Origin of the sequence: Paramesorhizobium endophyticum (genome assembly GCF_014640615.1) — a bacterium.
Taxonomy (GTDB): Bacteria; Pseudomonadota; Alphaproteobacteria; order Rhizobiales; family Rhizobiaceae; genus Paramesorhizobium; species Paramesorhizobium endophyticum.
Map to the genome: position 1 here is coordinate 23,533 of NZ_BMHH01000029.1, position 10,842 is coordinate 34,374.

At 61.3% G+C, this 10,842-nt stretch carries 10 protein-coding genes; 9 read left to right on the forward strand and 1 reads right to left on the reverse strand.

Features of this window, described 5'->3' with window-relative positions; genetic code table 11:
- The first annotated feature begins 145 nt into the window (after positions 1-145).
- The 9 genes from IEX53_RS21510 (at position 146) to IEX53_RS21550 (ending at position 10,066) form a co-directional block, all read left to right on the forward strand.
- The gene (locus IEX53_RS21510; RefSeq protein WP_188826235.1) at positions 146-766 is read left to right on the forward strand and encodes an NADH-quinone oxidoreductase subunit J; all 621 of its coding nucleotides are present in this window, start codon (positions 146-148) and stop codon (positions 764-766) included.
- A gap of 13 nt (positions 767-779) precedes the next feature.
- On the forward strand, positions 780-1,088 hold the full coding sequence (nuoK, locus tag IEX53_RS21515) for an NADH-quinone oxidoreductase subunit NuoK (RefSeq protein WP_068881842.1): 309 nt from the start codon (positions 780-782) through the stop codon (positions 1,086-1,088).
- Between the two features lie 7 nt (positions 1,089-1,095).
- Positions 1,096-3,081, forward strand: coding sequence for an NADH-quinone oxidoreductase subunit L (nuoL, locus tag IEX53_RS21520; RefSeq protein ID WP_188826236.1), 1,986 nt, complete (start codon positions 1,096-1,098; stop codon positions 3,079-3,081).
- Positions 3,081-4,589, forward strand: a complete 1,509-nt coding sequence (locus tag IEX53_RS21525; RefSeq protein WP_188826237.1) for an NADH-quinone oxidoreductase subunit M — start codon at positions 3,081-3,083, stop codon at positions 4,587-4,589. The genes nuoL and IEX53_RS21525 overlap by 1 nt, the downstream gene beginning before the upstream one ends.
- A 73-nt stretch (positions 4,590-4,662) precedes the next feature.
- Positions 4,663-6,099 carry an NADH-quinone oxidoreductase subunit NuoN gene (gene nuoN, locus IEX53_RS21530; protein WP_188826238.1) on the forward strand — a complete coding sequence of 479 codons (1,437 nt, stop codon included), beginning with the start codon at positions 4,663-4,665 and terminating at the stop codon, positions 6,097-6,099.
- 216 nt (positions 6,100-6,315) lie between these two features.
- Positions 6,316-7,140 (forward strand): biotin--[acetyl-CoA-carboxylase] ligase, encoded by an 825-nt coding sequence (locus IEX53_RS21535; protein WP_188826239.1) that lies wholly within the window; start codon positions 6,316-6,318, stop codon positions 7,138-7,140.
- Between the two features lie 346 nt (positions 7,141-7,486).
- The gene (locus IEX53_RS21540) at positions 7,487-9,160 is read left to right on the forward strand and encodes a ribonuclease J (protein WP_188826240.1); all 1,674 of its coding nucleotides are present in this window, start codon (positions 7,487-7,489) and stop codon (positions 9,158-9,160) included.
- A gap of 230 nt (positions 9,161-9,390) precedes the next feature.
- Complete coding sequence (gene mce, locus IEX53_RS21545; protein WP_188826241.1) at positions 9,391-9,795, forward strand: methylmalonyl-CoA epimerase; 405 nt, start codon at positions 9,391-9,393, stop codon at positions 9,793-9,795.
- A 1-nt stretch (position 9,796) separates the two neighbouring features.
- Positions 9,797-10,066, forward strand: a complete 270-nt coding sequence (locus tag IEX53_RS21550; RefSeq protein ID WP_188826242.1) for a DUF1467 family protein — start codon at positions 9,797-9,799, stop codon at positions 10,064-10,066.
- Positions 10,067-10,253: 187 nt separating this feature from the next.
- Here IEX53_RS21550 and IEX53_RS21555 read toward each other — a convergent pair whose 3' ends face one another.
- Positions 10,254-10,475 carry a type II toxin-antitoxin system HicB family antitoxin gene (locus IEX53_RS21555; protein WP_188826243.1) on the reverse strand — a complete coding sequence of 74 codons (222 nt, stop codon included), beginning with the start codon at positions 10,473-10,475 and terminating at the stop codon, positions 10,254-10,256.
- Positions 10,476-10,842: the final 367 nt, after the last annotated feature.

The following is a 10,842-nucleotide window of genomic DNA, read 5'->3' on the forward strand; positions in this document are numbered from 1 at the left end:
AAAGTTGCAGACTTTTCGGATAAGATCATGCGGGAAAAAAGCATACGGCGGAAAATACTGAAGGGCTATCCACCGCCTGTATCAAAATTACGAAGGATAGGCAGAGCGTCAAAGCACTGCCATAGAAGGAAGTCGGGGTATCCCCATGCTGACAGGTCTAGCGGCGGCGTTTTTCTACCTATTCGCCTTTATCTTGATCGCGAGCGCCTTCATGGTGATCGCGGCGCGCAATCCCGTGCATTCGGTGCTGTTCCTCATCCTCGCGTTCTTCAACGCCGCGGCGCTGTTTCTGCTGGCGGGTGCTGAGTTCCTGGCGTTCATCCTGCTGGTGGTTTATGTCGGCGCCGTGGCCGTGCTCTTCCTTTTCGTCGTCATGATGCTCGACGTCGATTTCTCGGAATTGAAGAGCGGCGCGCTGCAATATGCACCCATCGGCGCGCTGGTCGGCATCGTTCTGGCGGCGGAGCTGATCATCGTGCTCGGCGGCCATGCCTTCTCGCCGCAACTCGCCACCAGTGTCGCGCAGCCGATCCCGGATCTGGCGACGCGCACCAACACCGCCGCGCTCGGCGATATTCTCTATACCAACTATGTCCTCTTCTTCCAGATTTCGGGCCTTATCCTGCTGGTGGCGATGATCGGCGCGATCGTGCTGACGCTGCGCCACAAGCAGGGCGTCAAGCGCCAGTCGATCCCGCAGCAGGTGGCGCGCACGCCGGCCACCGCGATCGAGATCAAGCAGGTCGAGACGGGCAAGGGACTTTGACGGGAAACTTATGATGGAAATCGGTATCGCACACTATCTGACCGTTTCGGCCGTTCTGTTCACGCTCGGCGTCTTCGGCATCTTCCTGAACCGCAAGAACGTCATCGTCATCCTGATGTCCGTTGAACTGATCCTTCTTGCCGTGAACCTCAACTTCGTCGCCTTCTCGGCGGCGCTGGGCGATCTGGTCGGTCAGGTCTTCGCGCTTTTCGTTCTGACGGTCGCAGCCGCCGAAGCGGCCATCGGCCTCGCAATTCTCGTTGTTTTCTTCCGCAACCGCGGCTCCATCGCGGTGGAAGACGTCAATGTCATGAAAGGTTGACGGGCAAATGCTCTATCTCGCAATCGTCTTCCTTCCGCTTCTCGGCTTCCTGATCGCCGGCCTCGCCGGTAACAAGATCGGCGCCAAGGCCAGCGAATTCGTCACCTCCGGCTTTCTCGTCATCGCCGCCGTCCTCTCCTGGGTCGTCTTCTTCCAGGTGGCCATGAACGGCCATGGCGAGACCGTGCGCGTTCCGGTCCTGCAATGGATCCATATCGGCTCGCTTTCCTTCGACTGGGCGCTGCGCATCGATACGCTGACGGCGGTGATGCTTGTCGTGGTCAACACCGTCTCGGCGCTCGTGCATATCTACTCCATCGGCTATATGCACCACGATCCGCATCGGCCGCGCTTCTTCGCCTATCTGTCGCTCTTCACCTTCGCCATGCTGATGCTGGTGACGTCGGACAATCTGGTGCAGATGTTCTTCGGCTGGGAAGGCGTTGGCCTTGCCTCCTACCTGCTCATCGGTTTCTGGTTCCAGAAGCCCTCGGCCAATGCCGCCGCGATGAAGGCCTTCGTCGTCAACCGCGTCGGTGACTTCGGTTTCCTGCTCGGCATTTTCGGCGTGTTCGTCCTCTTCAACGCCGTCAATTACGACACGGTCTTCGCCGCTGCGTCGAACTATGTCGCCGGTGCGGATGCGAGCCAGACCGTTCTCAACTTCCTCGGCTACTCGCTCGACCGGCAGGGCGCGATCACCATCGTCTGCCTGCTGCTTTTCATGGGCGCGATGGGCAAGTCGGCGCAGTTCCTGCTGCACACCTGGCTGCCGGACGCGATGGAAGGCCCGACCCCGGTTTCGGCGCTGATCCATGCCGCGACCATGGTCACCGCAGGCGTGTTCATGGTGGCCCGCATGTCGCCGCTGTTCGAACTGTCGCAGACCGCGCTGACCTTCATCACCATCATCGGCGCCACCACCGCCTTCTTCGCGGCGACGGTCGGCCTCGTGCAGAACGATATCAAGCGCGTCATCGCCTATTCGACCTGCTCGCAGCTCGGCTATATGTTCGCGGCGCTCGGCGTCGGCGCGTTCGGCGCGGGCGTGTTCCATCTCTTCACCCACGCCTTCTTCAAGGCGCTGCTGTTCCTCTGCGCCGGTTCGGTCATCCATGCCGTCTCCGACGAGCAGGACATGCGCAACATGGGCGGTCTGCGCAAGCTGATCCCGACCACCTACTGGACGATGATCATCGGCACGGTCGCGCTGACCGGCCTCGGCATCCCCTTCACGGAAATCGGCACCGCCGGCTTCTTCTCCAAGGATGCGATCATCGAGTCCACCTATGTCTCGCACAACCCCGCCGCAGGCTATGCCTTCTGGCTGCTCGTCATCGCGGCGCTGTTCACCAGCTTCTATTCCTGGCGTCTGATTTTCATGACCTTCCATGGCAAGCCGCGCGCGTCGCACGAGGTCATGCACCACGTCCATGAATCGCCGCCGGTGATGCTCGTCCCGCTGTTCGTGCTTTCCATCGGAGCGCTTCTGGCCGGTTTCGTCTTCCGCGAATATTTCTTCGGCCATGAATATTCCGAGTTCTGGAAGGGCGCGCTGTTCACGGCGCCAAGCAATCACCTGCTCGAGGAACACCACCATGTTCCGGCCTGGGTCGCAGCTTCGCCCTTCGTCGCCATGCTGCTCGGCTTCCTGATCGCGTGGCAATTCTACATTCGCTCGCCGGAAACGCCGAAGGAACTGGCCCGCCGTCATCCCGGCCTCTACCAGTTCCTCCTCAACAAATGGTACTTCGACGAACTCTACAACTTCCTCTTCGTCCGTCCCGCGCTGTGGCTGGGACGGGTGCTCTGGAAGGACGGTGACGGCAAGATCATCGACGGCCTCGGGCCCAACGGCATCTCCGCCCGCGTCGTCGACGTCACCGACCGGGTCGTCAAGCTGCAGTCCGGATATCTTTATCATTACGCATTCGCGATGCTTATCGGCGTCGCCGCGCTCGTCACCTGGATGATGCTCGGGAGCTCTTTCTGATGACCGACTGGCCAATTCTCTCTACGGTCACGTTTCTGCCGCTCGTCGGCGCGTTCCTGATCCTTTTGATCAAGGACGACAGCGACGCCGCGCGCCGTAACATCCGCAACATCGCGCTGCTGACCACACTTGTCGTCTTCGTGCTCTCGCTCGTTCTCTGGGCCAAGTTCGATCCTTCGAACGCCGGCTTCCAGTTCGTCGAAAAGCATGGGTGGATGGGCTCCGGCATTTCCTACCATATGGGCGTGGACGGCATTTCGGTGCTGTTCGTCGTGCTGTCCGCGTTCCTGATGCCGTTCTGCATCCTGGCGAGCTGGGATTCCATCCAGCATCGCGTCAAGGAGTACATGATCGCATTCCTCATTCTGGAAACGCTGATCATCGGCGTGTTCTGCGCGCTCAACATCGTGCTCTTCTACGTGTTCTTCGAAGCGGGCCTCATCCCGATGTTCATCATCATCGGCGTGTGGGGCGGCAAGCGCCGCGTCTATGCCAGCTTCAAGTTCTTCCTCTATACGCTGCTCGGCTCGGTGCTGATGCTGATCGCCATCATGGCGATGGCCTGGCAGGCCGGCACGACCGACATCACGGAACTCCTGAAGTATAACTTCCCGGCCTCGATGCAGACCTGGCTCTGGCTCGCCTTCTTCGCCTCCTTCGCGGTGAAGATGCCGATGTGGCCGGTCCATACCTGGCTACCGGATGCGCACGTCGAAGCGCCGACCGCCGGTTCCGTCATCCTCGCGGGCATTCTCCTGAAGCTCGGCGGCTATGGCTTCCTGCGCTTCTCGCTGCCGATGTTCCCGCTCGCTTCGGCGGAATTCGCGCCGCTCGTCTTCGCGCTCTCGGCCATTGCGATCATCTACACCTCGCTCGTCGCGCTGGTGCAGGAGGATATCAAGAAGCTGATCGCCTATTCCTCCGTCGCCCATATGGGTTACGTGACGATGGGTATTTTTGCCGCGAATGAATTGGGTATTCAGGGCGCCATCTTCCAGATGCTGTCGCACGGCATCGTCTCGGGCGCGCTCTTCCTCTGCGTCGGCGTGGTTTATGACCGCATGCATACCCGCGAGATCGCGGCCTATGGCGGCCTCGTCAACAACATGCCCAAATATGCCGTCGCGTTCCTGATCTTCACGATGGCCAATGTCGGCCTGCCCGGCACGTCAGGCTTCATCGGTGAGTTCTTGACGCTGTTCGGCGTGTTCCAGGTCAACACCTGGGTGGCGTTCTTCGCGGCATCAGGCGTCATCCTGTCGGCGGCCTATGCGCTCTGGCTCTACCGCCGGGTGGTCTTCGGTGCGCTGACCAAGGATAGCCTCAAGGGGCTGCTCGATCTCTCGCTGCGCGAAAAGATCATCCTCTACCCGCTCATCGTTCTCACCATCTTCTTCGGCGTCTACCCGGCTCCGGTGTTCAACGTGACCGCCGCCGCCGTAAGCGCGCTCGTCAACCAGTACCATGCATCGCTGGCCGCCGCCGCCAGCGTTGCGCTGGCGCAGTAAGAGGCACAGCATGATCCCGAAAAGTTGCAGACTTTTCGGATAAGATCATGCGATATACTTAAAAGGCTACCTGATGCAGACCGATCTGATTGCACAACTGACGCTTCTTGCCCCGGAGCTGGTTCTGGGGGTAGGGGCGCTTGCGCTGTTGATGGTGGGCGTCTTCGCCGGCGAGAAGGCGAGCGCGACGGTGAGCGGCCTGGCCGTGCTGGTGATGCTTGCGGCGCTGGCATTGATCATCTTCTGCCCCGCCGAGGGCAAGGCCTTCGGCGATGCCGTTGTCAATGACGGCTTCGGCAGCTTCATGAAGGTGCTGACGCTGATCGGCTCCATCGTCACGCTCATCATGTCCATGGGCTTCGCCAGGCAGGAGAATTTCGACCGCTTCGAATTTCCGGTGCTGGTCCTGCTCGCCACCACAGGCATGTTGCTGATGGTGTCGGCCAACAACATGCTGACGCTCTATCTCGGCCTCGAACTGCAGTCGCTCGCGCTTTACGTGATGGCGGCGATCAACCGCGACAGCGTCAAGTCCACGGAAGCGGGCCTCAAATATTTCGTGCTGGGCGCGCTTTCCTCGGGTATGCTGCTCTACGGCATCTCGCTGATCTACGGCTTCACCGGCCATATTGGCTTTGACCAGATCGCAGCGGCGCTCTCCAGCGGCAAGCCGCAGCTTGGCCTGATCTTCGGTTTGGTCTTCCTGCTCGCGGGTCTCGCCTTCAAGATTTCCGCCGTGCCGTTCCATATGTGGACGCCCGACGTTTATGAAGGTGCCCCGACGCCGATCACCGCCTTCCTCGCCGCGGCTCCCAAGATGGCGGCCATGGCGCTGGTCGTGCGCGTGACCATGGGCGCCTTTGGCTCCGTGACGCATGATTGGCGGCAGGTGATCGTCTTCATCTCCATCGCCTCCATGCTGCTCGGCGCTTTCGCCGCCATTGGCCAGCACAACATCAAGCGCCTGATGGCCTATTCCTCCATCGGCCATATGGGCTATGCGCTGGTCGGCCTCGCCGCCGGAACGGCGATGGGCGTGCGCGGCGTTGCGCTCTATATGCTGATCTACCTCGTCATGACGCTCGGCACCTTCGCCTTCATCCTCGCCATGCGCGGCAAGAACGGCAACCTCGAGAGCATCAGCGACCTCGCCGGCCTCTCGCGCACGAATCCCGTCATGGCGACGATCATGACCATCTTCCTCTTCTCGCTGGCCGGTATCCCACCGCTCGCGGGCTTCTGGGCGAAGTGGTACGTCTTCCTCGCCGCCGTCGATGCGGGCCTCTATCCGCTCGCGGTCATCGGTATCGTCACCTCGGTCGTCGGCGCGTTCTACTATCTGCGCCTGATCAAGATCATGTGGTTCGACGAGCCGGCGGAAGGCTTCGTGCCGGCCTCCGGCGCGCTGCGCGTGGTGCTGGGCCTCTCCGGCGCGTTCGTGCTCTTCTACGTGCTGATCGGCGGGCCGCTGGAAGCGATTGCGCAGGCCGCGGCGAAGCCGTTCTTTTAAAGGCTTGCATTAAGTGGAGATGCTGGTGCTAGGCGCCCCCCTCTGTCCTGCCGGACATCTCCCCCGCAAGGGGGGAGATCGGCTGATACGACCTGCGGCTCCCGTCCTGCAACGTTCGCGTTTGATGTCGGCCCTCGATGAAGGCTTAATCTCCCCCCTTGCGGGGGAGATGTCCGGCAGGACAGAGGGGGGCGCTGTCCCGCCAGCGTTTCCGCAATGACCTTTTCCCTCTCCCCCCTCGCCAGCCAAAGCGGCTACCGCCTCGAATCCTTCGAAACCGTCGGCTCCACCAACGCCGTCGCGCTGGAACGCGCCCAAGCCGGCGATGCTGGCAAACTCTGGCTGGTATCCAAGAAACAGGAGAGCGGCCGGGGGCGGCGTGGCCGTGTCTGGTCGACACCATCAGGCAATCTCGCCGCCACGCTTTTACTGGTCGAACGTTATGAACCGACCATCGCGGCAACGCTCGGCTTTGTCGCCGGACTGGCGCTTGGCGACGCTTTGCAAGCGGTGGTGCCGGACGCCGCTGTGGCGGTTGGCTTGGACGGCGCCTCAAAGGGCCGCGACCGTTTCGAACTCAAATGGCCGAATGACGTACTGGCTGACGGTTCGAAACTCTCCGGCATTCTGCTTGAATCCATCCTCCTGCCGGATGGTCGCTTTGCCCTTGCCATCGGCATCGGCGTCAATGTCGTATCCCATCCGGAAGACCTGCCTTATCCGGCAACATCGCTAAAAGCGCTGGGCAGCCGCTGCGACGCCGAAACCCTCTTCCTCGCCCTCTCCGACAGCTGGCGCGAAAATTGCGCGCTCTGGAACGAGGGCAGGGGGCTGAAGCATATCCGCGCCCGCTGGCTGGAGCGCGCGGCGGGGCTGGGTGGAGAAGTGGCCGTACGGGTGGAGGACCGCGTGATCAGCGGCATATTCGAAACCATCGACGAGGATTGCCGTTTCGTCATCCGCGATTCCGATGGCGCCCGCATCCGCATCGATGCCGGAGACGTGCATTTCGGCGCGGTGGCGTCGGCGAGAGCGATATAGATGTGCGCTTGGAGATGCCGGCGCTCTGCGTCGCCCCCCTCTGTCCTGCCGGACATCTCCCCCGCATGGGGGGGAGATTGGCCTTCACGGATGACGGCTTTTATTCTGCAACGTTGCCGATTGGCGAAGGCGGAAATGACAGCGTAATCTCCCCCCTTGCGGGGGAGATGTCCGGCAGGACAGAGGGGGGCGCTGTCCCGCCAGCGTTTCCAGCTAACAGGTGAAATGCCCAAGCCAGCTTTATGCTGTCATATTCTTGCAAGGAGGGGTAGCGCAGGTTCATGAGCCGGTGCTAAGCGTTTGGGCAACAATGCAAATATACATGAACATTCCGCGAGGATATTGAATGCCCCAGCCCAAATCCGCGCAATTCGTCTTCCTGCCGCTGGGCGGCGTCGGCGAAATCGGCATGAATCTCGCCCTGTATGGCTATGGAACGGAGAGTAACCGCGAGTGGATCGTGGTGGATATGGGCGTAAGCTTCGCCGGGCCGGACCTGCCGGGCGTCGATCTCGTCCTGCCGGATATCCGCTTCCTCGAAGCCGAGCGCCATAATTTGCACGGCATAATCATCACCCACGCCCACGAGGACCATTACGGCGCGCTGCTCGATCTCTGGCCGCGCCTGAAGGTGCCGGTCTACGCCACGCCCTTCACCGCCGGTCTGCTGGAAGCCAAGCGCCAGGGCGAACACGGCGCGCCGGAAATCCCGGTGACACTCTATCGCGCCGGCGAGACCTTCACCGTCGGCCCGTTCCAGATCGAGGCGATCCCGGTCACCCATTCGATCCCGGAGCCCGCGTCGCTCGCCATCACCACGCCGCTCGGCACGGCCATCCACACCGGCGATTGGAAATGCGACCCCGAGCCCTCGCTCGGGCCGCTTCTGGATGAGGACCGTTTCCGCGCACTGGGCGAGGCGGGCGTGCTGGCGCTTATCTGCGATTCCACCAATGCCATGCGGGAAGGGGATTCGCCCTCGGAACGCCAGGTCGGCGAGAGCTTGCGCGAGCTCATCGAAAACGCGCGCGGGCGCGTGGCGATCACCACCTTCGCTTCCAATGTCGGGCGCATCCGCTCCATCGCCGAGGCCGCGCGGGATGCGGGACGCCAGGTGCTGGTGCTCGGCCGTTCGATGAAGCGGGCGATCGAGGTGGCGTCGGAGCTCGGCTATATGGACGGCCTGCCGCCCTTCCTGACGGAGGACGATTACGGCTATATCCCGCGCGAAAACGTGGTGATGATCCTGACCGGCAGCCAGGGCGAGGCGCGCGCCGCGCTGGCAAAGCTCTCCCGCGACGAGATGCGCTCCGTCGCGCTGTCGGCGGGCGATACGGTGATCTATTCGTCCCGCACCATTCCCGGCAATGAAAAGGCGATCATCGAGACGAAGAACCGCCTGATCGAGCAGGGCATCAAGATCATCACCGACGACGATGCGCTCGTGCATGTTTCCGGCCACCCGCGCCGCAACGAGCTGCGGCGGCTTTATTCCTGGGTCAAACCGCGCATTCTCGTGCCTGTCCATGGCGAGGCCGCGCATCTGACCGCCCAAGGCTCGCTCGGCGCGATGGAGGGAATTCCCGAGGTGGCGCAGGTGCGCAACGGCCATATTCTGCGCCTCGCGCCCGGCCCGGCGGAGATCATCGACGAAGCGCCCTTCGGACGCGTCTTCAAGGACGGCAAGCTGATCGGCGACGAGGACGAAGTCGGCATCACCGAGCGCCGCAAGCTCTCCTATGTCGGCCATGTCGGCGTGTCCGTGATCATCGACGGCAATTACAACATCATCGGCGATCCCGATCTGGTGCTGGTCGGCCTGCCCGAGGAAGATGCGACCGGCGACCTGATGGAGGACATCCTGTTCGACGCCGCGGTCAGCGCCTTCGAAAGCATCCCCCGTGCCCGCCGCAAGGATCTGGAAGTCGTACGCGAAGCCATCCGCCGCGCCATCCGCTCCGCTGCGAATGAAGCGTGGGGCAAGAAGCCGGTGGTGACGGTGTTTTTGACGAAGGTGTAGGGAAACCGGTTATGGAAGCGCGAGGCGCCCCCCTCTGTCCTGCCGGACATCTCCCCCGCATGGGGGGAGATTGGCTGGCACGACGCTCGGCGTCTATTCTGCAAGGTTCGCGGTTGGCGCTGTCGGGTAATGAAGGCGTGATCTCCCCCCTTGCGGGGGAGATGCCCGGCAGGGCAGAGGGGGGCGCTGTCCCGCCAACATTTCCGCTTGCGTGTGGAGCGCTCTGAGTCATGCTCACCCGCCTCAATCATGTCGCCATCGCAGTGCCGGATCTCCAGGCTGCAATCCTGCTCTACCGCACGGCCTTGGGCATGGAGCCGGGCGCGCCAAAGCAACTACCCGAACACGGCGTCACGGTCGCCTTCGTCGATGTCGGCAATACCATGATCGAACTGATGGAGCCCCTAGGTGCAGACTCCCCCATCCGCGCCTTCCTCGACAAGAATCCATCTGGCGGCATCCATCATCTCTGCTATGAAGTGGAGGATATCGCCGCCGCGCGTGACCGCTTGAAGGCCGAGGGCGCGCGTGTCCTTGGCGATGGCGAGCCGAAGATCGGCGCGCATGGCAGGCCGGTGCTGTTCCTGCACCCGAAGGATTTCAACGGCGTGCTGATCGAGTTGGAGGAGCGGTAATATGGCAATAGGATCGGCTCTTGCGATCTATTTCATCATCTGGTGGGTCACGCTGTTCGCGCTGCTGCCGGTGGGCCTGCGCACCCAGGCGGAAGAAAACGACGTCACGCTCGGCACCACCGCCTCCGCCCCCGCCCGCCCGCGCATCGGTCTTGCCTTTTTCCGTACGACTGTGGTGTCGGCGATCATCTTCGCCGGGTTTTATTATCTGACGCAGATTGCCGGTTTCGGGCTGGATGACATCCCGCATTTCTTCCCGGATTTGAAGTAATTCAAGGCGCCTGGGTGATCTGACGCAAAGCCCCAAGGTGATTGAGGCTAAAGCATTTCGCAGTTAAATGGCCTCATTTAACGACCGCGACAATGCGACAAACTAAGAATCTAGAGCGAGCGCAATGGGTACGATTAAGCGCGACCCGCTCTAGGATTAAGTCGTCGGATGCATCGCGAGCACCGGCTTATGCGTAAGCAAGGTTACGATGCGGGGGAGGAATATCGCGGCCAAGTTCAATCGCAGCTTCAATCCAGGCGTCGATTGCATCATAGGCGTTGTGCACGGCCTCTTCGGGAGTGTCGCCGTCACTCATGCAGCCGGGAAGATCGGGAACTCGCGCAATGAAGCCCCCGCCGTCTTCTTCGGAGAGCGGAGAAACGATAACAGCATACGCTTTGCTATTCATTTTTGCCTCCTACAGCTTCAATAAACTCAATCAGCTTTCGTATATATACAGGCCTTATCGGCCTTTTAAAAGGCACGGTCAAAATCTCGGATTGTGAAGGGTGAGATATCTTGTAGTGGGAGCTTCCTCCACGAGGCGGTTCGCAACTTATGCCAAATTCACGGCAAACGTGCTGGATGTCTTCAATGCGCCAGTCTCCCTTGGGGTTGGCGCGCATTCGATCAAGCCGCTTACTCACGGGATTTGCTCATTGTATATGAAGCTAGTGTCTGTCAGAATTAGCTTGAAGCAGCGCCCTCTCGCCGTCATCCTCGGGCTTGTCCCACTGCTGTCCGGTTTAAATTTCTGGACAAGGTGCATGACATTG

What these genes read in the sequence shown, in the direction of transcription:
- IEX53_RS21535 (WP_188826239.1), top strand. Translation starts at nt 6,316, where the DNA reads ATGACCTTTTCCCTCTCCCCCCTCGCCAGCCAAAGCGGCTACCGCCTC.
- IEX53_RS21550 (WP_188826242.1), top strand. Translation starts at nt 9,797, where the DNA reads ATGGCAATAGGATCGGCTCTTGCGATCTATTTCATCATCTGGTGGGTC.
- IEX53_RS21555 (WP_188826243.1), bottom strand. Translation starts at nt 10,475, where the DNA reads ATGAATAGCAAAGCGTATGCTGTTATCGTTTCTCCGCTCTCCGAAGAA.
- nuoK (WP_068881842.1), top strand. Translation starts at nt 780, where the DNA reads ATGGAAATCGGTATCGCACACTATCTGACCGTTTCGGCCGTTCTGTTC.
- IEX53_RS21540 (WP_188826240.1), top strand. Translation starts at nt 7,487, where the DNA reads ATGCCCCAGCCCAAATCCGCGCAATTCGTCTTCCTGCCGCTGGGCGGC.
- nuoN (WP_188826238.1), top strand. Translation starts at nt 4,663, where the DNA reads ATGCAGACCGATCTGATTGCACAACTGACGCTTCTTGCCCCGGAGCTG.
- mce (WP_188826241.1), top strand. Translation starts at nt 9,391, where the DNA reads ATGCTCACCCGCCTCAATCATGTCGCCATCGCAGTGCCGGATCTCCAG.
- nuoL (WP_188826236.1), top strand. Translation starts at nt 1,096, where the DNA reads ATGCTCTATCTCGCAATCGTCTTCCTTCCGCTTCTCGGCTTCCTGATC.
- IEX53_RS21525 (WP_188826237.1), top strand. Translation starts at nt 3,081, where the DNA reads ATGACCGACTGGCCAATTCTCTCTACGGTCACGTTTCTGCCGCTCGTC.
- IEX53_RS21510 (WP_188826235.1), top strand. Translation starts at nt 146, where the DNA reads ATGCTGACAGGTCTAGCGGCGGCGTTTTTCTACCTATTCGCCTTTATC.